At 59.4% G+C, this 22,820-nt stretch carries 20 protein-coding genes and 1 other RNA gene; 10 read left to right on the top strand and 11 right to left on the bottom strand.

The window, feature by feature from the left end; translation table 11 throughout:
- Positions 1-131 precede the first annotated feature (131 nt).
- Both BDD14_RS32415 and BDD14_RS15315 read left to right on the top strand, forming a co-directional pair.
- On the top strand, positions 132-1,076 hold the full coding sequence (locus BDD14_RS32415; RefSeq protein ID WP_207231751.1) for a hypothetical protein: 945 nt from the start codon (positions 132-134) through the stop codon (positions 1,074-1,076).
- 142 nt (positions 1,077-1,218) lie between these two features.
- Positions 1,219-1,680, top strand: coding sequence for a GyrI-like domain-containing protein (locus BDD14_RS15315; protein WP_130419565.1), 462 nt, complete (start codon positions 1,219-1,221; stop codon positions 1,678-1,680).
- Positions 1,681-1,758: 78 nt separating this feature from the next.
- On the opposite strand, the gene BDD14_RS15310 is transcribed toward BDD14_RS15315, so the two are convergent.
- Entirely contained in the window at positions 1,759-2,892 is a 1,134-nt protein-coding gene (locus BDD14_RS15310; protein WP_130419564.1) for a phosphatidylinositol-specific phospholipase C1-like protein, read from the bottom strand.
- Between the two features lie 143 nt (positions 2,893-3,035).
- On the opposite strand from BDD14_RS15310, the gene BDD14_RS15305 reads away from it, so the two are divergent.
- Positions 3,036-3,875 carry an ATP-binding response regulator gene (locus tag BDD14_RS15305; protein WP_130419563.1) on the top strand — a complete coding sequence of 280 codons (840 nt, stop codon included), beginning with the start codon at positions 3,036-3,038 and terminating at the stop codon, positions 3,873-3,875.
- Between the two features lie 83 nt (positions 3,876-3,958).
- Entirely contained in the window at positions 3,959-4,438 is a 480-nt protein-coding gene (locus tag BDD14_RS15300; RefSeq protein WP_130419562.1) for an NUDIX hydrolase, read from the top strand.
- A gap of 69 nt (positions 4,439-4,507) precedes the next feature.
- Here the strand turns inward: BDD14_RS15300 and BDD14_RS15295 are convergent, their stop codons facing one another.
- The 3 genes from BDD14_RS15295 to BDD14_RS15285 form a co-directional block, all read right to left on the bottom strand.
- Positions 4,508-4,951 (bottom strand): PA2169 family four-helix-bundle protein, encoded by a 444-nt coding sequence (locus BDD14_RS15295; RefSeq protein ID WP_130419561.1) that lies wholly within the window; start codon positions 4,949-4,951, stop codon positions 4,508-4,510.
- Between the two features lie 192 nt (positions 4,952-5,143).
- Positions 5,144-5,701: a ferritin-like domain-containing protein gene (locus BDD14_RS15290; protein WP_130419560.1), complete on the bottom strand. Its 558-nt coding sequence runs from the start codon at positions 5,699-5,701 to the stop codon at positions 5,144-5,146.
- Between the two features lie 251 nt (positions 5,702-5,952).
- On the bottom strand, positions 5,953-7,548 hold the full coding sequence (locus BDD14_RS15285; RefSeq protein ID WP_130419559.1) for a carboxylesterase/lipase family protein: 1,596 nt from the start codon (positions 7,546-7,548) through the stop codon (positions 5,953-5,955).
- A 313-nt stretch (positions 7,549-7,861) separates the two neighbouring features.
- On the opposite strand from BDD14_RS15285, the gene BDD14_RS15280 reads away from it, so the two are divergent.
- Complete coding sequence (locus tag BDD14_RS15280) at positions 7,862-10,075, top strand: outer membrane protein assembly factor BamB family protein (protein WP_130419558.1); 2,214 nt, start codon at positions 7,862-7,864, stop codon at positions 10,073-10,075.
- Between the two features lie 119 nt (positions 10,076-10,194).
- On the opposite strand, the gene BDD14_RS15275 is transcribed toward BDD14_RS15280, so the two are convergent.
- The 6 genes from BDD14_RS15275 to BDD14_RS15250 form a co-directional block, all read right to left on the bottom strand.
- The gene (locus BDD14_RS15275; RefSeq protein WP_242617967.1) at positions 10,195-11,103 is read right to left on the bottom strand and encodes a 3-keto-disaccharide hydrolase; all 909 of its coding nucleotides are present in this window, start codon (positions 11,101-11,103) and stop codon (positions 10,195-10,197) included.
- A gap of 334 nt (positions 11,104-11,437) precedes the next feature.
- A complete protein-coding gene (locus BDD14_RS15270; RefSeq protein ID WP_130419557.1) occupies positions 11,438-12,535 on the bottom strand; it encodes a hypothetical protein in 1,098 nt (365 codons plus the stop codon).
- A gap of 11 nt (positions 12,536-12,546) precedes the next feature.
- Positions 12,547-13,359, bottom strand: coding sequence for a hypothetical protein (locus BDD14_RS15265; protein WP_130419556.1), 813 nt, complete (start codon positions 13,357-13,359; stop codon positions 12,547-12,549).
- Between the two features lie 124 nt (positions 13,360-13,483).
- An RNA gene (gene rnpB / locus BDD14_RS15260) (RNase P RNA component class A) lies at positions 13,484-13,928 on the bottom strand.
- Positions 13,929-14,061: 133 nt separating this feature from the next.
- Complete coding sequence (locus BDD14_RS15255) at positions 14,062-14,865, bottom strand: SDR family NAD(P)-dependent oxidoreductase (protein WP_130419555.1); 804 nt, start codon at positions 14,863-14,865, stop codon at positions 14,062-14,064.
- 125 nt (positions 14,866-14,990) lie between these two features.
- On the bottom strand, positions 14,991-15,581 hold the full coding sequence (locus BDD14_RS15250) for a TetR/AcrR family transcriptional regulator (RefSeq protein WP_130419554.1): 591 nt from the start codon (positions 15,579-15,581) through the stop codon (positions 14,991-14,993).
- Positions 15,582-15,748: 167 nt separating this feature from the next.
- Here BDD14_RS15250 and BDD14_RS15245 point away from each other — a divergent pair, with 167 nt between their 5' ends.
- Both BDD14_RS15245 and BDD14_RS15240 read left to right on the top strand, forming a co-directional pair.
- Entirely contained in the window at positions 15,749-16,975 is a 1,227-nt protein-coding gene (locus BDD14_RS15245; protein ID WP_130419553.1) for an ABC transporter permease, read from the top strand.
- A 44-nt stretch (positions 16,976-17,019) separates the two neighbouring features.
- Positions 17,020-18,267: an ABC transporter permease gene (locus BDD14_RS15240; protein WP_130419552.1), complete on the top strand. Its 1,248-nt coding sequence runs from the start codon at positions 17,020-17,022 to the stop codon at positions 18,265-18,267.
- A gap of 43 nt (positions 18,268-18,310) precedes the next feature.
- On the opposite strand, the gene BDD14_RS15235 is transcribed toward BDD14_RS15240, so the two are convergent.
- A complete protein-coding gene (locus tag BDD14_RS15235; protein WP_130419551.1) occupies positions 18,311-18,781 on the bottom strand; it encodes a cupin domain-containing protein in 471 nt (156 codons plus the stop codon).
- Between the two features lie 90 nt (positions 18,782-18,871).
- Here BDD14_RS15235 and hpnI point away from each other — a divergent pair, with 90 nt between their 5' ends.
- The 3 genes from hpnI to BDD14_RS15220 all read left to right on the top strand — a co-directional run bounded on the left by hpnI (position 18,872) and on the right by BDD14_RS15220 (position 22,819).
- Complete coding sequence (gene hpnI, locus BDD14_RS15230; RefSeq protein WP_341273330.1) at positions 18,872-20,164, top strand: bacteriohopanetetrol glucosamine biosynthesis glycosyltransferase HpnI; 1,293 nt, start codon at positions 18,872-18,874, stop codon at positions 20,162-20,164.
- A 128-nt stretch (positions 20,165-20,292) separates the two neighbouring features.
- Positions 20,293-21,285 carry a tetratricopeptide repeat protein gene (locus tag BDD14_RS15225; protein WP_130419550.1) on the top strand — a complete coding sequence of 331 codons (993 nt, stop codon included), beginning with the start codon at positions 20,293-20,295 and terminating at the stop codon, positions 21,283-21,285.
- A gap of 52 nt (positions 21,286-21,337) precedes the next feature.
- A complete protein-coding gene (locus BDD14_RS15220) occupies positions 21,338-22,819 on the top strand; it encodes a deoxyribodipyrimidine photo-lyase (RefSeq protein WP_130419549.1) in 1,482 nt (493 codons plus the stop codon).
- Position 22,820 lies beyond the last annotated feature (1 nt).

Here is a 22,820-nt window from a genome sequence, read left to right as displayed (position 1 = left end):
TTTTTAAGCTAGAATCGCCGGCAGTTATCCAAGGGCCTCTCAGATCCGTCTCAAATCAGATTCTTCCTCTCCGGCAAAACCGAAGGTGTAGGGCACACTCCTTAGTTCACGTGTGTGTAGAGGAGATTTACATGAAGCGCTTTCTTGCCACGTTTTTCATCTTGTTGTCTGCTTCGCTTGCCTCTGGTGCAGAGCAGATGATTCCAGCTGGTTCGGTAATCCAGTGCATAGTGTCCGAGCCCAATCTGTCGTCGAAGACGATGAAGATCGGAGACCCGGTGCTCTGCCGGGTAAGCCACGTTGAGTTGTACGGCCGGTCAGTCTTTCCATATGAGAGCTACATGGTCGGCCGCTTTGAAGAATTCAAAGACCCCGGACACTTCGTTGGAAAGGGCTGGATGGAGCTGAAGTTTGATCGTTTGGTGGTGGGAAACGATACGGTGATCCCGATTTCGACGCGGGTGGTCGCGACCTCCGGAAAGAATGCGGTGGACGCGAACGGGAGAATCCTTGGGACAGGACATGCGGTTCGCGATACCGTGGAGTGGTTGATCCCGGTGCTGTGGCCGATCGACCTGATCAACTTGCCGCGGCGTGGACCGCGTCCGGTCTTGAAAGCGGAGACTCGCTTAACCATAAAAATCATGGACGACTTCGGGATTCCGACCAAGACCGAGGTGCAGCATCAACCGGAACTGATCTCCCGCTATAACTACGCGGATCCCGCGCCAGCGCAGCAAGCACCGGCCCCGATCGAACGAGCGTACGCGCAATCCGCGCAGCAAGCACCGGCCCCGATCGAACGATCGTACGCGCAACTCGCCCAGCAGCAGGCCCCCCCGATGCTGCAAACATACACCCAGCCGAACTCGACGGTGGTTGTGGTGATGAATCCAACTCCTCAGTTTTATGGATATCCAGCTCCAGCTGCAGCGTACCCGTATCCTCCTCCGCCTGCAGCGTACCCGTATCCTCCTCCACCTGCGGCGTACCCGTACCCGTATCCTCCTCCTCAGGTTTCTTCTGGCTATGGATATCCGCCGCTCGCATACGGGGGATATTACCGGCCTTACTAAATAACAGGCCGGTGAATAATGATGCTGTCTATTGGCCAGCTTATGCTTGAAACAGCATATGGCGCTCTTCCTGCCTTGGATTGGCCTCTTCGGCCTCCCGGAAAGGGACGAAAACTCGGTCTGAAAGAGAGAGGAGTGTGGAATGATCACAGAGCCCGAGATCGTAGAATCCCCCGCACAGACCATCGCCTTCATCCACACCACTGTGCCACGCGCAGAGATCATGGCTGCCATGAATGCCGGTCTTGAAGAGTTGAGTGCTGTGCTCAAAGCGCAGGCCGTCGTTCCCACCGGACCCTGGTTCACCTACCACTTCCGCCGCCCCAATGAGACCTTCGACTTCCGGATCTGCTTTCCCGTCGATGCCGAAATCAAGCCGACAGGGCGCGTCGAGGCTGGCCAACTCGCCGCCGCCACCGTCGCCCGCACCATCTACAGCGGCAACTACACTGGCCTGGCGGCCGCATGGGGCCAGTTCATGAACTGGATTGAAGAGCACCGCTATAACACCCGCGAAGACCTCTGGGAGCGATACCTCGTAAACCCCGACACCAGCGCGCAGCCCGAAGATTGGCGCACCGAGCTCAACCGTCCCCTGGCCTGAGCCTGCCCTCCGGCGCAGCTAACATTCGCGGATCACTTCGAAGCTGCGTGTCGTTTCATCTCCAGGAGATGGCAGGAATCAACGCTGCCCTTTCCCTTCAATCAATCCATCTACACACCCACTCGGGGCGTTCACTGGATTACACCGCGCCGCCAGGCCCCTCGGCAGCTCCACAATATACCCCGTCCACGGCGCAGGCTCGCTCACTGGAAAATCCGTACTGATCATCTGCGCGCCGCTGCCCAGCAGTTCCTCGCGTCGAGTCGTATCGTTCGTTCGCCCCTGATCCGTGTTGAAGTCCCCTCGCGAACGTACCAGGTATCCCTTCTTCACCAGCTCATCGATCTCCGCGGGCTTGCCGTTGTCCTGTTCGACAAACCCCGCCTCCGGCTCGCCTGGACGCCCGTTCACGAACAACACGCGATCCTTCATCATTGCGTGTCCCGCAAGATACGCCGGCGCCGACTTCCGGTTATAGAGAAGGAAGATCACCTTCCCCCTCGCCTCCTTTAATGTTGGCCACTTTCCTGCCAGCACCGCCTCCTCAAGCGTCGAATAGCTTCCGCGAACCTGATCCGGAGTGATGATCTCGCTCTCTTTGAACACCGAACGAATCTCCGCATCCATCGCGTCCCATGTCACTCCGGTCCAGGGCTCGGCCGTTACGGCGTCGGGCAGCTGGCTTACCTTTCCCTGCTTGTCTTCCACCAGGATGAAGATGGGCACATGTCCCTTATGCGCCTTCGACCACGTCCGAATCGTCCGTAGACATTCGACGAACAAAGGGCAGCTGCTGCGTTCGTTAAGATCGCCCAGGTGCAGTGTTTTGAAGCCCGGCTTCATCATGTCGTGGTTGGGGTCGAAGTCAGGATCGGCTGGCAGACCCTCCTGCCTGGTCAGTTCGACGATCCTGGGGTGCGCAAATCGTCCGCCCTTCGGGTCCTGCACGATGTCGAGCTCCAATTGACGCACACCTGCATCGAGCTGCTTCGTCAGCGTCTGGTGGTGATACTCCACGCCGTGATATGCCTTTGGATAGTGGGCTTCAAAGTACTTCGCCTCGCTGGGAGCGAAGCCCATGTTATAGCTGTTATGCGTTCCGATTACCTGAATCTGGTTCAGATGAACCACCATGTCCTGTGCGCTCTTCTTCTGCGCTACCACGGGAAACGAAAGAAGTGCGAGGGAGAGCGCAACCAAAGAACGCGACATGCAACAGGAACCTCAAAACGGAGTCTTTCTTTCAACAATATCCCATGCGAGTCGTGCAGCATTGTCGGACGAAGGTTTTCGATATCATTTCCATATCTGGGCCCCGACGCGAAGAAGTGCCATTCCATTCCTGGGAGAAGAGCATGAGCAGGGTCCTTGTTATAGGAACGGATAACGACGTAATCCATGAGATCGGCGATATTCTTTCTGCCGCCGGCACACCCATCGATTTCGCTGCCGGTCCAATCGGCGCGCTGCAGCGGTTGCGCCTGCGCTCGTTCGGCGTAGTCATCACCAGTCCCGCGACGCTCATCGAAGAAGACCTCGCTCTGCTTGAAGAGATGCGTCTCGTGAGGCCCGCCGTGAAGTGCATCCTGCTTGCGCCTCACAGCACTCCCGACGAAGTGATTGCCGCTCTGCGGGCTGGAGCCTTCGCATGCTTCGCCGCGCCATTCGATCCGCCGGCGATCGCAGACCTCGCCCTCAGAGCCGCCTCCGACAGTCAGTGGAGGGATAACATCGAAGTTGTGACAGCCCGGCCAGGCTGGGTATCGGTTCGTGCAAACTGCAACATGCTGACTGCGGAACGCCTTCTGACCTTTGCAAAGGAACTTAGTGTCCAGCTACCCCAGAACACGCGTCAGGAGATGTTGCAGGCGCTCTACGAGATCCTGCTGAACGCGATGGAACATGGCGCTGCATTCAACCCCGAACAGGTCGTAGAAGTTACAGCCGTGCGGACAGCACGAACATTCGTGTTTCACGTTCGCGATCCGGGATCGGGATTTCGACCCGAGTCCGTCGGTTCCGTAGCGATGACCAATTCATCGCAGGATCCGGTCGCTCACATCGTCAGGCGTGAAGAACAAGGAATGCGGCCCGGGGGGTTCGGTCTTCTTCTCGCTGCCGGAACCGTCGACGAGCTGATCTACAGCGAGCTCGGCAACGAGGTTCTACTTATTAAGTATGTGGACTCAGATTGAGCAGGCCAGAGCCTTGTGCACGCCCCAGATGTTGTGCAAGCCAAAGCTGAGCAATAGTGGCCTTCATAATTACGGCAGAGTTTATGGCAAAGAAAAGCGCAGGTCTTCTGATGTATCGACGTCGAGGCACTTCGGTGGAGGTCTTTCTGGTACATCCGGGCGGCCCCTTCTGGGCCAGGAAGGATCTTGCCGCCTGGACCATGCCCAAGGGTGAGTTCAGCGATGAAGAGCAACCGCTTGCCGCTGCCATACGAGAGTTCAACGAAGAGACAGGCTTCGATGTAAATCAACTGAAGCGGAGCGACTTCCTCGAGCTTGGTACAACGAAGCAGGCAGGCGGAAAAAGCGTGTTCGCATGGGCCGTTGAGGGCGACTGTGATCCTGCTTTACTCATGAGCAATCTCTGCGAAATCGAGTGGCCGCCCCGTTCCGGACGAAAGATAGAGATACCGGAAGCGGATCGCGGAGCCTGGTTCCCGATCCAGGACGCATTCGAACGCATATTTCAGGGGCAGACCGTATTCCTCCAGCGGCTTTCGGAGAAGCTCGGAATTGCAGAATAGATCTCCCGCGCGAAAAAAATAAGGCCCGGCAATTCCATGCCGGGCCACCACTATTTGTTGCAGAAGCATCTATACCGCTGTCGAATCCCGCATGGCCTTCACCTTGTCGTGAGAGGCCAGAATGTGAGTCTGCTGCTCTCTGAGAAGGCTCTGGATCGGTGGCGGAACATCTCTCATCTTCAACACCTCTTCGTATGCCTTCTTCGCCGCATCCTCGCCCTGCTCCGCGGTCTCAAGCAGTGTGTGGTCGCTGCCGCCCATCTTTGCCTTCAGCTCGCCCCAGGCGCGGTGTATCGCTCCTGACGTCGTGCCGCCTTCTGCAACGGCCTTGCCGCCGGCGGAGCTCAGTGCCGATTCAAGGTCGGATGCGAATCTGCCTCGGGTCGCGGCCTCTTCTGTGAAGTAGGACTTCGCCCTCGGATCCTTTAACTCTCTCCCCAGCGACTGGAAGCCTTTTTCGCCATCGTGGAGCACTTCGATAACCGTGCGGACTGCTTTAGTCTCGAAAGCCATAAATCACCTCTCTGCCTACATCAGATGGGTCTCGGTGGTTTGCAGTTGCGCTGGAGAAAAGTTGCCTGGACCAGCGAAATCCCCGTAAACACTGGAGTTTTGCCTCCCTGATTAGCTGCTGTATTCATGTGAAGGTGCAGAAAAGAAAAGGCCCGGCGTCACGCCGAGCCTTCTCGAAGTCTCGCTTTGCCTTCAGCGGGACGCCCGTTTGGTGGGGTGCTTTCCGTTGGCTTTTGCTCTCCGCGCCGGCGCTTCCTCTTCTTCTTCACCTTCGGACGAAGCTTCTTCTATCAGCGGTTGCGACTGCTCCAGCACCTTTCTGCCCGCCTCTTCCTCTTCGTTCAGCGTCTCGGTCAGCAACTCCACAATCTCATCCTGGCCCAGCGTCCTCGCAATGGCAATCGCAGCCGTATAGCCCGCAATCTCGTAGTGCTCGACGCGAAGCGCAGCGCCTGCGATACACACATCTTTGGTGGCGCCCTCCTCATCGCTCTCCAGTTGCTCTTTCCCTTCCTCAACAAGGCCTTCCATGCCCTTGCATAACTTGCCGGCTGGCCGCTTACCCAGCTGTTCGAAGATCTGCTTCAGCCGATCCACCTGACCCTTGGTCTCTTCCAGGTGCTCCGTAAACAGATTCTTCAACTCGGGATTTGAGGCTCCCTTGGCCATCTTCGGAAGCGCCTTCACCAGCTGGCTCTCGGCGCTATACAAATCTTTTAGTTCCTCGACCAGAACGCTCTCAAGACTCATTGTCGTTTCCTCGGTTGTTCGTTCTTCTCCCTCGTGCATGGAGTGAACCATAGGAAGCCGATTGCCGCATTGTGGTTGGCCGCAACAACCAATGAGTTGCCGATTCGCCGGCAACGCCGGGCACAGTTCAATGTAGCTTTCCACTTCTCGTATGGGAGGATCCAGCAGAGACAGCACACACGAGGACATCTCTACTGACGACGTACAGAGGAGCAATTCTGGAGGCGATCAGGCGGTGATACCCGCTTGCGTCAACGAGTTGCCGCTTCGTTCGAAGCCTTGCCCCAGATGCCATCCAAGAAGAGATACCGTTCCCGTTTCGCATCAGGCCGCGCGGCCGACGTCTTGTCCAAGTGCATCGTTTGCCACTCAGCAGGACCGTAAGCAGGCCAGTTCGGGACACCGGGACCGTTGGGGTTGCCGGTGCGCGCGAAGTTTGTCCAGTAGGTCTGCATCTCGCTCGAGAGCTTACGGTCTTCGGGACGCCACACAGCCTCGGGACGGAAGTCGAGGGTGCCGAAGACATACTCGATGTCGTCGGAGTGGAACGCTCCTGCCGCCGGCGTGTGAAAGCGATCCCCGGGATTGCCGAGCGCAAGGAGATAGCGGTAGACCGGCTTGCCGCCGGTGGCCACCTGTGCCTCGAGCCAGCGCCATGTGGAGTATGCAATGAACTTGTCTCCAGTGTAGTCGGCGGCGGAGCAGAGCGCGCTTGCTTCCGTGGTATTGGGATAAAGCCGGAGAAACTCAGCGGATCGGCCGGGAAACTCCGTCTCGGCCTGGGCCGCGAAGCCTGCGGCGGTGAACTGATTGAGGCTGCCCGCAATGCCTCCGCGACCCTCATCCGCGTTCCAGCCTGCGAGCAGAGGAATGTGCGCCTCCTCCCCCGCGGCGTAGATTTCGGCCACTGATTTGGGAAGAAAGTATCCATCGACTACGGGACCGAAGCGGGGTCCGGGCCGAGACGCAAGGACGGGACGGATGATGTCCTCCGTAGGAATGCGGCGAAGCTCCGAAAGCTTGCTGGTGCCGTAGGTGGCCAGCGCGAAGGCAGCGTCGGTCTTCTCGCGCTGCGGCAGCGTGGCCTCAGCCCCGCGAGAGGTGGCTATGGCTCCGCCGCTCTCGCCGATGGCCTTCTGGAACAGGTCGCGGGAGACAGGGGACGCCATGTGGAAGTTAACCGAAAACGATCCGGCTGATTCCCCAAAGATCGTAATGTTGGACGGGTCGCCACCGAAGGCGCTGATGTTGTCCTTCACCCAGCGGATCGCGGCGTTCTGATCCATAAGCCCATAATTTCCCGAGGCATGGTGCGGCGACTCGGCCGAAAGCTCGGGATGCACGAAGAAGCCGAAGATCCCTAGGCGGTAGTTCATCGAGACGACGACCACATCGCGATGAGCCAGAAACTCGCCATCCTGACGACGCTCGGACGTACCTCCACCACTCAGGCCACCGCCGTAGATCCAGACCATGACCGGCAGCTTGCCGGGCTGTGCGCCAGCCGGTGTCCAGACGTTGAGAGTCAGGCAGTCCTCCGACGGGCCGGGATCGTGAAAAGCCATGTCGCTGTAAATGGCCGACTGCACGCAGTGATAGCCGAAGTCGTGCGCGGAACGAACTCCGCTCCACGGCTCGGCCGGAGCAGGAGGAGCCCAACGAAGATTGCCGACAGGGGGCGCGGCATAGGGAATTCCCTTGAACGCCATCACCTTTCCGTCTGTTGTGGCTTCACCTTCAACGACGCCCTTGTCGGTTTTGACCTGCAGCGGAATGGCGGCGAAGGCGGCGGAAGCGACGAATAAAAAGACGGCGGGAAGGGCTCGGCGGAGGGGAAATGTCATCATCAGGTCTCGAAAAACGGTAGCACAAATCGAGAGCTGCTTTATGACTCCGTCAACGCACCCTCGACCTCTGTGGCCGCGACCTTCTCTCTTTGTAGCGGCAATGGGGCACGCTCGACGTGCCCTTTGCAAGTATCGTCTTTGCCACCTTTGCCGGGGCCGACAACCCAGCCTGCAGGTAAATCGGACGGCTTTGCCTCCACTCCTCCTCCGCTTTTGAGAAATCAAATTGCGTATAGTGCAAAACACATTGCATCATGTATTCTTCCGGACGCGAGAGTTTCCGCAATTCGTCAATCGCTACGAGGCCTTCCGGATGAATCGTTTCCACCTTTCTACCTTTGTGTCGCGTAAGCGGCTTTGTGCCGCCGCGCTGGGTGCCGCAGCCGTGGCAGCGTCCGTGTTCGCCGTGCAGGCAGCCCCGCCGAAAGGTGCCAACGGCGCATCGGCAGATGTCGACTGGGGGAGCTACGAAGGCACGCTGGGAGCGAACCACTACTCCACCCTTACGCAGGTCAATCAATCCAATGTCGACAAACTGCAGGTTGCCTGGACCTATGACCTCGGCTCCGCCGTGTCGGTAGGAAACCCTCTGGTGGTTAAGGGAGTCATGTACGTCTTCGGCAAGAATGGGGGAGCGATCTCCGCGGTCGATGCCGCGACGGGCAAAGAGATCTGGATCACGGAGCCAAAGATGGTGGGTCCGCGTCTGCGTGGCCTCACTTACTGGGAGAGCACGGACCACAGCAAGCATCGCGTCGTGTTCTTCAAGGGCAACCACATTCGCCAGATCGATGCGGCGACCGGAAAGCTGGATCCGGACTACGATGTGGACCTGAAGCTCGGCCTCGAGCGCGATCCCGAGGTGATCGTCAATGTACAGAACTCCTCGCCGCCGAAGGTCTGGCACGACACTCTCCTCCTCGGCTCAAGCCCAGGCGAGGAGTACGGCTCGGCGGTCGGCGACATTCGCGGCTTCGACCTGAACACCGGCAAGCTGCTGTGGCAGTTCCATACCATCCCCACGCAGGACGAGCCCGAGATCAAGACCTGGGGGCCGAATCCCCGCGCCTTCAACGGCGGAGCCAACGCCTGGACCGGAACCTCGGTCGACGAAAATCGCGGAATCCTCTACGCCGTCACGGGTTCAGGGACCTATGACTTCTGGGGAGTGGATCGTCCGGGCAACAACCTCTATGCAGACTGCCTGCTCGCGATCGACATCCGTACCGGCAAGCTGTTGTGGCATTTTCAGGATGTCCACCACGATGTGTGGGACTACGACCTGGCCTCATCTCCCGTCCTGTTCACCGCAAGAAGCAACGGCAGGATGGTGGATTCCGTTGCCATCGCCGGCAAGACAGGATTCCTCTTCGCCTTCGATCGCGTAACCGGAAAGCCGCTCTTTCCCATCGAAGAGCGTCCTGTGCCGCAGGGCGAGCATATGGAAGGCGAAAAACTCTCTCCCACACAGCCGTTCCCCACGGTGCTCAAGCCGTTTGTGCGGCAGACCTTCACGGTCGACGACATCGACCCTGCCATCCCAGAGCCCGAGCGTTCGGAGCTTCAGAAAAAATTAGCCTCCCTGCGCTGGGAGGGCATCTTCACGCCACCTTCTACCAGGGCGACCCTGCAGGCTCCAGGTAGTAACGGCGGCGCAAACTTCGGCCTCACCGCTGCCGATCCCATACGGGGACGCGTCTATGTGCTTGGCTTCGATATCCCGGCGGTCATTCAATTGACCAAGTCCATGCCTCAGTTCGGCGCAGGCAACACACCGATGGAGCGTGGCCGTTCGCTCTACCAGCAGAACTGTGCGATGTGCCACGGTGCCGACCGTGCCGGTCATCCTCCCACCTATCCGTCGCTTGTCGGCGTAAGCAGCCATATGAGCATTGAAGAGTTGACGGACTTGATTCACGTGGGCAAGCCTCCCATGCCTGGCTTCCCGAATATTGTCGGCCAGTCGATGACCGACCTGCTGACCTACGTAAACAACGGCTTCATTCCCAGCGACGCTCCGCCACGCAAGGTGATGAAGGGGTTGGCGGAAGGCGAGCCGCGCTGGCGCACCGACTACGGCTACTGGTACTCCAAATCCACGGGCAACGGCGTCATGCGTCCACCGTGGACGACGCTGACGGCCTACGACATGAATACGGGCAAGCAGCTCTGGCAGGTGCCGGTAGACAGCGATCCCAACTACCCGATTAAGGGCATCAAGACCGGGACGGGAGACCTGACGAAGTACGGGATCGCCGTAACCGCTGGCAATCTGCTCTTCGTGCCCGAGCCTCGCCTGAAGAAGCTGATGGCGCTTGATCCCGATACGGGCAAGACGATCTGGGAGGGCGATCTGCCGGAAAAGGCGGTCGGGATTCCTGCTGTCTACTCGGTCAATGGACGCGAATACATCGCCATGCCGGCCGCGAGTGGCACGGCCAATCCAAAGGGCGCTCCCAAGGGCGCAGCGCCGGCCGAGGTCCACAACAAGTTCGTTGTCTTTGCTCTGCCGACCGAAACAAAGTAAACCGCCGAACTTCAGGCGGGACGAAAGCGCCATCCAAACCCAAGGAAAAGCGCGCCAGGAGATCGCTGGCGCGCGCAGGAAAACACCGATACATCGTTCGAACCCGACCGAAGATTCGCCTAGTCCAACTTCCGCAGCCAGATGTCGCGTACGGAGATCTTGCAGGGTTGGCTTTCGATCTCGAAGCCGATCAGTCCCGGCTGGTTATTGACCGAGTCCTTGTTGTCATCGATGAAGATCGCCATCAATTGACCGTTCATGATGTGCATCATCACACCGCCACGCGCGATGATCTCGTAGTCGTTCCACTCGTTCACCTTCACATAGCCGCCGAGCGCCTGCTTATCGCCGATCGTTGCGACAAGGCGGTTGGTCTCACCCGGCAGCGCCTGCGTTACCTGGCCCCGATACGCGAGGATGCCCTGCATGGTGTTCTCGGAGTACCACTGGCCGGTGTGTCCGGCTGCCTGCGCCCGTACCGGGAACCAGAAGTCCGCCTGCGGCCCCGTCATCATGAACTTCAGGTCGTAAGGAGGCAGACCCTCGGGCTGCGCACGGGTCCACGGTGTGCCGGTCACACTGCGGTACTGAATGCCGCCGCCACCTCCCTTTTCAATCTTCATCTTCAGCTTCAGATCGAAGTCGCGGGTCTTGTCACCGCGATAGACGATGTAGTTGTTGCCCTTCGGCTTTCCTTCAAGGGTCTCCCCAATCATCACGCCGTCTTCAACACGCCAGATACTCGGGTCGGCATCCCATCCGGTGAAGGTTTTGCCGTCGAAGATCTGCTTATAACCCGTGTGCTCGTCGATGTCATACGGTGCGGGGTCATGAAACTTCGGCATCCCAGGCAGCTTTTCACCATGGGGACCGGTCTGGGGTGCTCTCGCCGGAGGAGACTCCAGTGCCGGAGGGACGGACTGGGCCACAAGTACCGCCGCTGGTGTCAGGAAGAAGAGGCCGAGCATGGTTGCTGGTAGAAAAGACGGGCGAAGGAAGCGGGTGCCGAGGCGGTGCGATGGAGACATGAGCGGTGTGCCTTCCCAAAATTGAGACGTATCAAAAACACTAGGAGTGTATCGGGAGCACGGAGCCTTTGGCGACAGCTTTCTCCGGAAGGCCTGTTTACAGAAGAAGTTGGCAGGTTAAAGCGGATGGCCCCGGGATCGTTTTGGCGATCTTCGGGGCCACTGGTTTCTGCAGACGGCCCGTAAGCCGAATTCTGTTTTAGATGATCATTCCTCTACGCGACGCATTACTGCGGCGCTTTAGCAACCTACCCGCAAGTCCAGCTTCCTCTTTCGAGGCCTCTCCAGGGGCGCATCGGGCCAATGCACTCTCTATTTGTATTCTCCTCTAGTTTTATTGAATGGTTATCGGGGCTGAGATCAATTGAGCATTTGCAGTGGGAAGCGAAGAGCGGCGCGGGCTTGTTTCCATATTTGCCCTTCCGTCAACCGCCGAGGTAATGACAAACAAGTAGGTCTTTCCGGACGACAGCAGGTTAGGTGGCACGGTTATCGAGGTCTTTGCGGTGCTCAACAGAGTGGTGGAAAAAAATCCGACTGTGCCGATGCCGCCGATTATCGTGCCGCCCGGCGGTGTGCCAACCGGTAATGTGCCGCCCGGCGATGTGCCGACCGGAAATGTGCCGACCGTGCCGATTATCGTGCCCTGCGGCGTGCCAACCGGTAATGTGCCAACCGGTAATGTGCCAACCAGCGATGTGCCAACCGGCGATGTCGTCGGGCTCATGATGGCGACCGCATAGCCGAACGGTGTGCCAATCGCGGGCGGGTCCCAACTGAGCGTCACAGCTGTGCCGTTGATTGTGCCGGCAGTGAAGAGGTCGGCGCCGTTGATCTTCGGGTTCTGGACTGCCGAAAGCAGCGGTTTGACCGTGGCGGTTGGCAGCGAGGTCGTCTGGGTGTTGAGCAGATTGAAGTTCTGGGTACTTCCTCCGGGCATAGGAATAGATATCGAAGCGGTCTGGCAGACGCGGAAGGTGCGTCTCCAGGCGGAAGAGAATGGATCGCTGTATTGCACGGCCCCGGCCTCCACGTCGGCCGTCAAAGGCTGATTCGTGGGGCGGGAGGGTGTGAGGATGGCCGAGAAGTCTCCGCTGGTGAAGTTTCCACTGCTGCAGTTTCCGCTGGTCCAGAGGAGATCAATCGGTTTTGAGCTTAATACGTTTGGACCGTCGGCCGAGATATAGGGCTGTACGGAGAGGTAGAAGCTGCCTCCCAGAGCGGTTGGCGCAGTTGGCGCAATGTGATCGAACAGGGGAGCCCACGCGGAACCTTTGACGCTGAGGTTAATCGAAGCTGGAACTGTGGGATTCAGTGCTCCGCTGATGGTATTGGGGCCGCCGGTCGTCAGGGACAGATCCGACAGCGTAAGCGAAGGTCCCATCACGTATCCATCCATGGATCCAAACGCAGTCGGTTCGTACTGCCTCACGAATGCATTCTTTATCGCGGAAAGATCAAGGTTGCTGCCAATCCCAAATGCTCCGGAGAATGTGGTGGAACCTGAATTCGTCGGACTCCGAAAGGTCGGAAAGGACGTTCGAGAGGATCGAATTCTAAAAGTCCGGGCGTAGCAGTTGGGTCCAACGAGGTGAAGCTGAAGTTGATGTCCGTCGTCGAGGGGGTCGGAGTGGTGGGATTGGCGGTTGAGACAAAGATGTCGCTGCCCATGTCGAAGCTGCTGCTGCTTGTCCAGTAGGTGTCGCGCGGTCCCAGCTTCAGCCAGTAGTATCCGGGAGGGACATTGGGAATCTCGAAGGTTCCATTCGCGCCGGCGGTTCCGGGGAATGACTTGAAGGAGCCATCCGATTGCGGCACGAGCGCCTCAACGTAGGCGTTCAGAGGACTCCAGTCGAAGGAAGCATTTGTTGAGCCGGTTTTATTCCACAACGTATCGACGCGGCTGATCCGGATGGTACCGGATGGCGTCACTGTCCAGGACTGTGTCGCCGATGCCCCGCCTGACACGTTCGCAGTTACCGTAAAGCTGTTTGGAGTGCGGGATTGTTGTGCCGTGGGTGTCCACGAAAGGGTATTTCCGCTGAGTGTCGCGCCGGTTGGTGCGTTCGTTACGGAAAACGCAACGGCAGTGTCGCTGGCTCCGAGCTGATAGCTGTAAGGCGACCCCTCGGCCGCTTGGGTGCTTGGCGTGCTGGTAAAGACAGGCGCAGCTGGGACCGGGATGGTGTTGTTCCCGTTACAGGCTGTGAGCAGAAAGGCGATCAGTGTGACAGGTACAACATGGTGTCGTGGCAAAAGGAGTTCCCCAGAGATGCAATGGCGATGCCGGTTCAGTTTCAAGATGCCCCGGCCAAAGTTCAAGAGAAATGTTGATGGCCCTGAAACCGTTTGTGCGATCTTCAGGGCCATGGTTTTTGAGTCTTGCAGACGGCCCGTAAGCCGAATTCTGTTTTAGATGATCATTCCTCTACGCGACGCATTACTGCGGCGCTTTAGCAACCTACCCGCAGGTTTCGGCTCCGGTTTTGAACTTTCGTTCTCTGCCGGTCTCTCCGCCTGGGCGCACCGGGCCGATACGCCATCGCCGCCTGGAGAGAAGCGGCGAAGTCCCTGCCTATTTGGTCTTGCTCCGTGTGGGGTTTACCATGCCGCGTTCATTACTGACCGCGCGGTGCGCTCTTACCGCACCTTTTCACCCTTACCCCGCTTGCGCGAGGCGGTATGTTCTCTGTTGCACTGGCCGTCCAGATGGCTTGAACCATCCGTCCCGGACGTTATCCGGCACACTGCCCTGCGGAGTTCGGACTTTCCTCTCCCGTGCTTAGCCTCGCGGCTTGCGCGGCAGCGATCATCCGGCCGCCTGCCCCTTAAGTGTATCGCGTCTCCTCCCTCGAAAATCGCGGCAAAGGGCTTTTCTCGAGGCCACCGAGGCGGCCTCGACCGCTTCCAGTCGGTTAAGGCAGCCTGCGACGGTGTAAGTCTTCAAAACCTCGTCCGTCAGGCGTTCACGCCATAACGCGATGCGGCATGCTGGTGAGAGAGGTTGGGCCCCAGAGCCTTGCGGGCCGCCTCGAACTTCTCCCAGTCGCCCAGCTCCGGCAGTGAGGGAACAGTGATCAACTCGTCCCGGTCGAGTCCGGCCAGCGAGGCATCCACCATCTCTTCGGCGGTCATCACGATGTGCTTAGGAAGATTCGCCACGGGAAGGCTGGCGCGATCCCAGAAAGCAGTGCTGGTGGCTCCCGGAAGAACCGCCTGCACCCGTATGCCCTTATCCTTCACCTCGTTGTGCAACGACTGCGTGAGATTGACGACGAAGGCCTTGGTGCCGCTGTAGACGCCATTCAGCACCTCCGGACTCAGCGCGGCGATGGAGGAGATATTGATGATGACGCCAGTCTTCTTCTCGAGAAGACCGGGAAGCACAGCCGCGGTAAGACGGGTAAGAGCCGTCACGTTTAGCTGGATCATGTTCTCCATCTCATCGACGTTCGAATCGATGAGCTTGGCGGTGGCCCCGAAGCCGGCATTGTTCACCAGTGCCGTAATGCCCGCATCGGAGCGGAGGCGCTGCTCCACTCGCGTGAGGTCGCCTTTCAGGGTAAGGTCAGCGGGAAGCGTCTCTACCTTGCGGCTGGTGTCTGACGCGATCCGTTTCGCCAGGGCATCGAGGCGCTGGCCGTCGCGGGCGACGAGAATCAGGTCGTAACCGCGCCGCGCGAGGCGGTCGGCGTAGACAGAGCCGATCCCAGTGGATGCTCCGGTAATGAGTGCGGTTCCTTTGTTCGATGAGGTGGACATGACAGGTCTCCTGGAGTTGAAATTTGTGAGCCGTCAGACGGCTTCAGGAGAGTAGAGTAGACCAGTCGGTCTAAAGATTCAGAAAGAGGCTCGGAAAAAGAGACTCAGAAAAGGAGGTGCCTCCCTTATCTCCCCTGTTGCAGCAGTACGTCGAAGCTGTAGTGCAGGAACGTCTCCAGCGGCTTGACGGAGCGGTCCGCCTTCGACCGCAGCAGGGCCCCTTCATAGCTGTTCAGCAGAAAGCCGGCAAGTTCCTCCGGTTTCGTAGATCGGGGGAGATCGCCACGCTCCATGGCCTCGCGCAGAACCTCGGCGAGGATCGCCTGCCAGGTCGAGAAAGATTCCTGCAGTAACGCCTGCGTGGAGTCGCTGTGATCGGCTAGCTCCAGGGTCAGGTTGCCGAGCATGCAGCCTGTTACCTCGGCGGTGGGTCCATAGACCCGTATCAGTTCCTCGAAATACCGGTGCAGGCGCTTCAGGGGAGCGATCTTCCGATCACGAAGCATTCGTTCGCCGCGTTCCCCCTCCCCCTGTGCATAGAGCTTCAGCACTTCGTTGGCATAAGCTTCCTTGCTCGGAAAGTAATGATAGAAGGACCCCTTGGGGACCTGGGCCTCATCCAGGATCTCCTTCATTCCAGTGGAGGCGTAGCCTCGCGAATGGATGAGCCTCAGACCTACCTCAAGGAGATGATCGCGCGTGTTCTGAGCCTGCATGTTCTTCCTTTCCGGCTGGAGAGTCGTCAAACCGACTAGTCTATTCTCGATGCCAGGCGCGGCCTAAAAGATTCAGCGAAAGAGGTCCGGGCTCCCGGGAACGTTCGTCACACTTTCTGCGTAGACCGTTGGACGGCGGGGTAGACTGGACCCTCCGGATCTGGGCTATGGAATTTAAGGAAGCTGTAAAGATTGCCCTGCAGTCCCTCTGGGCGAACAAGCTGCGATCGATCCTTACGCTGCTCGGCGTCGTTATTGGCGTGGCCAGCGTGATCGCGGTCGTGACCCTCGTCAACGGCGCGAACGTCTACGTGGCCAGCAAGGTCAACAAGTACGGGGCCGATACGTTCACCATCAGCAAGCAGCCCCAGATCATCACCAGCTATGAGCAGTACCGCGCGTTCCAGAAGCGGAAGAACATCCTGCTGGAGGATTATCAGTTCATCGCCGAGAACTGCAGGCACTGCGAGCAGATCGGGGCCCAGCAGACCGCAACGGGCAAGATCGTCTTCGGAACCCAATCCTCGACCGACACCATCATTCGCGGCCAGACCTACGCCATGCCCGAGATGCAGAACATGAACATCGTGCAGGGGCGGGGATTCACTCCCACCGACGATGAGCACGCCTCGCACGTGGCAATTGTCGGGGCGGATATCCACGAGAACCTGCTGAAGGAAGAGGATCCCATCGGTAAGGAGATTCGCGTCGATGGCGTCCCCTACACGATCATCGGTCTCGGAGAAAAGCAGGGGAAGACTCTCGGTCAAAGCCAGGACAACTGGGTTGCGGTGCCCCTGTCCACCTTTCAGAAGACCTATGGAACCGCGAAGAGCCTGACCATCTATGCCAAGGCCGGTGGCAGCGAGGGTGCGCTCGAGGCAGCGACCGACGAGGCCCGGCAACTGATGCGCTCGCATCGGCATGACCGGCCAGGTGTCGACGACAGCTTCACCCTCGAGACGAGCGATACGTTCGTGGGGCTGTGGAAGAGCATCAGTCAGGGATTCGAGGCCGTTGCCGTGGCGATCGCGGGAATCTCGCTGGTGGTGGGCGGAATCGTCATCATGAACATCATGCTGGTCTCGGTGACAGAGCGAACCCGCGAGATCGGCGTGCGCAAGGCCCTCGGAGCCAGACGCGGAGACATCCTCATCCAGTTCCTCATCGAGTCCGCCACTATGGCTCTTGCAGGAGGCGCAATTGGCGTGATGGGTGGAATGGGCGTAGCGCAGGTCGTTACCGTGCTCCTCGGCTTCCCTTCCTCGATCGCCATCTGGAGTATCTTTGCCGGCCTCCTGGTTGCGACCAGCGTTGGAATCTTCTTCGGGGTCTACCCCGCGCGAAAGGCGGCCGACCTCGATCCCATCGTCGCGCTGCGATCGGAGATGTAACGCAAAACGTTGAGGCCGGGAGTGACGAGACCAGGAGTGAAGAGATGAACGTTGGAGACCAGAAAGAAGCAGTGAAGATGGCGTTCGATCAGCTGCGCGCCAACAAGCTGCGCTCCGGGCTGACGATACTCGGCATCGTGATCGGTGTGGTCACGGTCATCGCGATCTCTTCGGTCATCAACGGGCTCAACTCCCAGGTCTCCGGCATGGTCGAGGCGATGGGAACCAACGTCATCTGGGTCTTCCGCTTCCCTGTCATCGGGGTACGGCCAACGACGGAGATGCTGACCCGTAAGCAGCTCACGATGGAAGACGCCGAGGCGATGGCGCAACTTCCACACGTCGTGGCCGTCTCGCCCTCGCTCCGCTACCAGAACTTCCAGTTCAACGCCGGCTCGGTCACGGCGAAGTATGGCACCCATAAGGTCGAAAGCGTCTCGCTCGAAGGCGATACCACCTCGTCGAAAGATGTGTACGACTGGGACGTCCACGAGGGACGGTACTTCAACGAAGGCGACCAGGAGCGGGCAGCCAACGTCACCGTCCTCGGCCACGACACAGCCGAGGACCTCTTCGGCGAAGAGAGCCCCATCGGGAAGGAGGTCCAGATCGAGGGGGGAACGTTTACTGTCGTCGGTACGCTCGAGAAACAGAAATCGGCCTTCGGTGGAGGAAAAAATCCCGAAGACAACTTCGCCTACTTCCCCATCACCACCTTTCACAAGCTGCACCCGGAGGTCCTGGACTACTGGGTCAGCGTGAAGTTCGACGATCAGAAGAATAAGGCTGCTGTGATCGATTCCATCACCGACCAGCTGCGCCGTCGCCGCAAGGTGCACAATGAGGCCGAGGACAACTTCGCCATCTTCGGGTCCGACTCCATCACCCGTCTCTGGACGCAGATCACGGGCTCGCTCTTTCTGTTGATGTTTGGCCTCTCGGCAGTAGGGCTGATGGTCGGCGGAGTGGGCGTGATGAACATCATGCTGGTCAGCGTGACCGAGCGAACGCGAGAGATCGGGGTCAGAAAAGCCATCGGAGCAACGAAGAAGATCATCCTTATGCAGTTCACGCTTGAGGCCATCACCCTCTGCGCCCTGGGCGGGATCATTGGAATTCTCCTCGGCAGCGGCCTCGCCATGGGACTGCGCTTCATCCTGTCGTCACAGGTTTCCCTCCTGTGGGTTACGGCCGCATTTCTCTCTTCATGCGGTATCGGGCTGGTATTTGGAATCTATCCCGCGTGGAAGGCAGCCAATCTCAACCCCATCGACGCGCTGCGTTACGAGTAGCGGGCAACTATAGGGAACGGTCTGCCTCGGCGATCCTCTCCGCCTAAATCCACTCCGGCTCGTCGACAGCTTCCACATCCTCGAGGTTGATCACCACTTCCTCTCGCCCGCTGCGAACCAGCACACAATGAAGTTCCTCGGTGGCAGAGGCGTTTAGCTCCTGGTGAGGCACATACGGTGGAACCAGCAGAAAATCTCCCGGCCCCGCCTTGGTGATCCACTCGAGCCTCTCGCCCCAGCGCATCAGGGCCTCTCCGCGCACCACATAGATGATGCTCTCCAGGGCTCCGTGGTGATGAGGCCCGGTGGCCGCTCCGGCTTCAATTCGATTCGTGCCCGCCCACAGATGCGTGGAGCCGGTACGTGACCCGCTGATGGCGACCTCGCGGTTCATGCCAAGCGTCGGCGGCGTATCGCAGCTGCTTTCGCCGGAGCGCACCACGCGAATCCCATCGACTCGCCAGTCCGTTGCCTGCGAGTGCGCCGTTTCCTCTTCCGAAGTCCTTGCCGACATCACGCTCTCCTTTGCAAAACAGCGTCTCTGCCCTACCGGACTCTTCTACGCGTAGGCTTCGATTCCGCTCCGGAATCTCCGTTGCCGATCGTGGCTCTCAAGAATACCAGCGCGCGCGAACTCCGCCATACCCGAACCTATCCATTCCTCGTGCTGCATGGACCCGTTAGACTGAAAAGCATGCTGGCAATCTGCATCGAGGGCCTCACTGCACTGCTGGCGCTGGCCGGCGTCGTTTACATGATGCTGGTTCTCTGGGGCACGCGGGACTTTCATCTTGCCTGCCGCATACGGGGGGGCGCGTCCGGGTTTACTCCCGATGTCTCCATCCTCAAGCCCGTCAAGGGTATCGATCACAGGATGTATGCCGGCTTTGTCAGCCATTGCAGCCAGCAATACGCCGGGCAGTTCGAAATTCTCTTTGGAGTCTCCAGCCTCTCCGATCCGGCGGTCGCGGAGATAGAGCGTCTGAAGGCGGAGTTTCCGTCGATTGCCATTCGCCTGATTGAGTGCACGCGCCGGCTCGGCACCAGCGGTAAAGTCAGCAACCTGGTGCAGATGCTCGAGGAGGCCCGGTATGAGCACGTCGTCATCAACGACAGCGACATCCTCGTGTCGCCTCATTACCTCACAAAGATCATGAGCTGCTTCAGGGATTCTTCTCGCGACGCCGGACCGCGCGTTGGTCTCGTCACCGCGCCTTACGTCGGGCATACGCGGACGAAGAACGTCGGCTTATGGTCGCGACTGGAAGCGCTGGGAATCTCGACCGATTTCTTTGCCGGTGTCCTCACCGCGCGCAAGCTCGAAGGAGGCATCCGCTTTGGCCTGGGATCGACGCTGGCGACAACGAGGTCGGTGCTGGCGGAGACCGGGGGGCTGGAGCCGCTCGTCGAATATCTCGCGGACGATTACGAGATGGGGGTTCGCATTGCAAATGCGGGTTATCGTGTTGAGCTGGCGGACGAAGTAGTCGAGACCTCCGTTCCCGACTACAGCCTTCAGGGCTTCGTCGATCACCAGTTACGCTGGGCACGCTCCACGCGCGACTCCCGCAAGCTCGGCTACGTGGGGCTCGGAATCACCTTCTGCCTTCCCTGGGCCATCTTCGCCTGCATCGCCAGTGGCTTTGCGCTCTGGAGCTTCACACTGCTGAGCCTTGCGCTGCTGGCCCGCGTTGCAGTGGCGTTATCGGTCGGGGTCGGCGTGCTCCGCGACGAGCAAGTCCTCCGCGACCTGTGGCTTCTTCCGCTGCGGGACTTCTTCGCCTTCGGTTTCTGGCTGTGGAGCTTCGCCGGCGACACCGTCGTCTGGCGCGGCGAACAGTTCCACCTTCACGATGGTCGTCTGCGTCGGTCCACACCGCTGGCCGACGCGAAGTAGGGCCGAACTCAATTTCCACGCCTCTTTACCGGCTTTTCATCCGCGATTCGTCACAAACCGCGAACTCCCCCAAAATCCGCGCGTAGATCGACACCATACCCGCTCCCCGTTTCTCGACGAGGTGATCCATGGTGTCCCCCCGTAGTCTCCGCCGCTCCGGAAAGAAGCCTTTCCCCCATTCGATTTCACTCCCCTGGATATGGCTTCTCGCTCTCGCATTCTCTCTGACCGCTGTCCAGCCCACTCTTGCCCGGCAGAACATCTCGGGGCAGAAGGGCACGCAAATCGCTCAGGCTCGTCGAGCCATCGACGATGCCCGACGACTGAATCTCACTGACGATGCAGTCGGGCGTCTCTGGGCTCAAATCGCCTCCGATGAGCAAGACCTCGGTCAGTTTGACCGGGCGGAAAATGCCTACCTCCACGCCCTGCACGTCTTCGAGTCCCAACCCTTCATGCAGGAGGACTATGCGGTCACATTAAATAACCTCGGTACGCTCTATACGCTCACTCAGCGCGGGGAGGCATCGCTGAACTGCCGCAAGCGCACCCTCGTCATCTTCCAGAAGCTCGGCGATCCTCTCCAGGTCGCTCGCGCTGAAGGTCACCTCTCCGATGCCTACCTCATGCTCGGCAAGAACAAGGACGCGAGGCACCATGCCGAGATTGCTGAACGCGAGCTGGCCCTGCTTCCCCAGGCCAGCCGCGAAGACAAGGCTTCGGCGCTGGTAGGCTATGCCTTCGCAAGTTGTTTCACGGGCCGCTGCGGCGAAGGTGTGGTCGCGGCAAGGCAGGCCATGTCGCTTGTCCAGGGGGGCTTCGCCCCGGAGTCCTTCCCCATGGGCCAGGTCCACGTTGTGCTTGGATTTACCGAGTGGAAGACAGGCGAGAAGGCGAAGGCCGAACAGGACCTGCGTGAAGGAATACGGATTCTCCGCCTCAATCTGCCGCCTTCGCATCCTCTGGTGCTGCATGCACTCGAGATCTACCGCCACTATCTCTCCGATCTTCATCGAGAGGTGGAGGCACAGCGAATCGCGGAGCAGGAGAAGGACGGAGAGACATCCCAAAGCCACTGCGACAGTTGCACCGTAAGTGTCTACGGCCTGCGTGAAAGGTAAGGTGTTCGAGGTTCTTTGTTTCAGGTAGCCTTGAGACCGGGGGACGTTGCCGATGGATCCATCCGGCCGGAAGGCTGCACGGCATAAGTCAGCCACAAGCCAGCCATCGAACCTTCGCGGGCTTGCCCGGGAGTTTGCGGAAGATCCGCGAGTCACGGTGCGGTGCCCGGGCGAGCCCGATCGCGATGGCAGATGCGTCGTCTACTGGATGCAGCGCGCCCAGCGTGGCCGCGATAATCACGCCGTCGATCTCGCGGTCAGAGTCGCGAATGCGCTTGGCCTGCCCTTGGTGGTGTACTTCGCGGCGATCTCGAACTTTCCTCATGCCAACCTGCGTCACTATGCCTTTCTCAATCAGGGATTGAAAGACATCGAAGAAGATCTGGCTGCGCGGGGAATCGCATTTGTAATGCGCCGCGCACCCAACGAATCGCGCGAGCGCCTGTTCGCTGAGGTCGGCGCGGCGATCGTCATCGGCGATGAAAACCCGATGCGCGAACCGGAGCGATGGCGCCAGCAGCTCGCCTCCCGTCTGCGGATTCCCTTCTGGACCGTCGATACCGACGTCATCGTGCCCTCGAAGCGGATGGAGCGTACACAGTACGGTGCCTACACCATCAGGCCGCGCCTCTATCGTCTGCTTCCCGACTTCATGCAGCCGTACGAGAACCTCAAGGTCGACCGCGAGTGGAAAAGGCCTAAGGGCTTCCACGCCGATTCGGTTCAGCAGGACATCACGCGCGGATGGAACGATCTCGACCGCACCGTGTTACCCGTCGACGCCTGGACCGGAGGAACCAAAGCCGCACTCAAACGTCTGCGACACTTCGTGGATACGATGCTCGTGGACTACGAGACCAGCCGCAGCCGGCCCGAGATGGATGGCACATCCTGCCTCTCGCCCTACCTGCACTTCGGCCATATCGGGCCATTGACCATTGCGCTTGCGGTTGAGGCCGCGGTGAAGAAGAATCCGCAGCTGCGTCCGGCTCGCGACGCATTCTTCAACGAGCTGATCGTCTGGCGCGAGCTCGCGGTGAACTTCGTCCGCTACACCAAAGACTATGACTCCCTAGGGTGCGCCGAGCCCTGGGCGAAGCAGACCATCGCGGAGCACGCCCGGGATGAGCGCGAGTTCGTCTACCAGCTCCCTGAGCTCGAGGCCGCCCAAACCCACGACGACCTCTGGAACGCCGCGCAGCTCCAGATGCTGCACCACGGCTGGATGCACAACGTAATGCGCATGTACTGGGCCAAGAAGATCCTCGAGTGGACCCCGGACGTGAACACGGCCATAAAGTATGCCATTCACCTCAACGACAAGTACTTCCTCGATGGCCGCGATCCCAACGGGTACGCCGGCATAGCGTGGGCCATTCTCGGCAAGTTCGACCGCGCATGGAGCGAGCGGCCCATCTTCGGAAAAATTCGTTACATGTCCGCGGCTTCGACCGGAACAAAATTCAATTCCAGACGTTATATGCAACAGATGCAGGTTCTCCCCGCGCAGGCGGGTCTCCACTTCCCAGACTGAT

The organism is Edaphobacter modestus (genome assembly GCF_004217555.1).
GTDB lineage: Bacteria > Acidobacteriota > Terriglobia > Terriglobales > Acidobacteriaceae > Edaphobacter > Edaphobacter modestus.
Note: the sequence above shows the minus strand (reverse complement) of the source record. Positions and strands in the feature narration are given on the sequence as shown.

Bases quoted from the DNA above. Each gene is read 5' to 3' on its own strand.
- BDD14_RS32415 (WP_207231751.1), top strand. From the start codon at position 132: ATGAAGCGCTTTCTTGCCACGTTTTTCATCTTGTTGTCTGCTTCGCTT.
- BDD14_RS15315 (WP_130419565.1), top strand. From the start codon at position 1,219: ATGATCACAGAGCCCGAGATCGTAGAATCCCCCGCACAGACCATCGCC.
- BDD14_RS15310 (WP_130419564.1), bottom strand. From the start codon at position 2,892: ATGTCGCGTTCTTTGGTTGCGCTCTCCCTCGCACTTCTTTCGTTTCCC.
- BDD14_RS15305 (WP_130419563.1), top strand. From the start codon at position 3,036: ATGAGCAGGGTCCTTGTTATAGGAACGGATAACGACGTAATCCATGAG.
- BDD14_RS15300 (WP_130419562.1), top strand. From the start codon at position 3,959: ATGGCAAAGAAAAGCGCAGGTCTTCTGATGTATCGACGTCGAGGCACT.
- BDD14_RS15295 (WP_130419561.1), bottom strand. From the start codon at position 4,951: ATGGCTTTCGAGACTAAAGCAGTCCGCACGGTTATCGAAGTGCTCCAC.
- BDD14_RS15290 (WP_130419560.1), bottom strand. From the start codon at position 5,701: ATGAGTCTTGAGAGCGTTCTGGTCGAGGAACTAAAAGATTTGTATAGC.
- BDD14_RS15285 (WP_130419559.1), bottom strand. From the start codon at position 7,548: ATGATGACATTTCCCCTCCGCCGAGCCCTTCCCGCCGTCTTTTTATTC.
- BDD14_RS15280 (WP_130419558.1), top strand. From the start codon at position 7,862: ATGAATCGTTTCCACCTTTCTACCTTTGTGTCGCGTAAGCGGCTTTGT.
- BDD14_RS15275 (WP_242617967.1), bottom strand. From the start codon at position 11,103: ATGTCTCCATCGCACCGCCTCGGCACCCGCTTCCTTCGCCCGTCTTTT.
- BDD14_RS15255 (WP_130419555.1), bottom strand. From the start codon at position 14,865: ATGTCCACCTCATCGAACAAAGGAACCGCACTCATTACCGGAGCATCC.
- BDD14_RS15250 (WP_130419554.1), bottom strand. From the start codon at position 15,581: ATGCAGGCTCAGAACACGCGCGATCATCTCCTTGAGGTAGGTCTGAGG.
- BDD14_RS15245 (WP_130419553.1), top strand. From the start codon at position 15,749: ATGGAATTTAAGGAAGCTGTAAAGATTGCCCTGCAGTCCCTCTGGGCG.
- BDD14_RS15240 (WP_130419552.1), top strand. From the start codon at position 17,020: ATGAACGTTGGAGACCAGAAAGAAGCAGTGAAGATGGCGTTCGATCAG.
- BDD14_RS15235 (WP_130419551.1), bottom strand. From the start codon at position 18,781: ATGTCGGCAAGGACTTCGGAAGAGGAAACGGCGCACTCGCAGGCAACG.
- BDD14_RS15225 (WP_130419550.1), top strand. From the start codon at position 20,293: ATGGTGTCCCCCCGTAGTCTCCGCCGCTCCGGAAAGAAGCCTTTCCCC.
- BDD14_RS15220 (WP_130419549.1), top strand. From the start codon at position 21,338: ATGGATCCATCCGGCCGGAAGGCTGCACGGCATAAGTCAGCCACAAGC.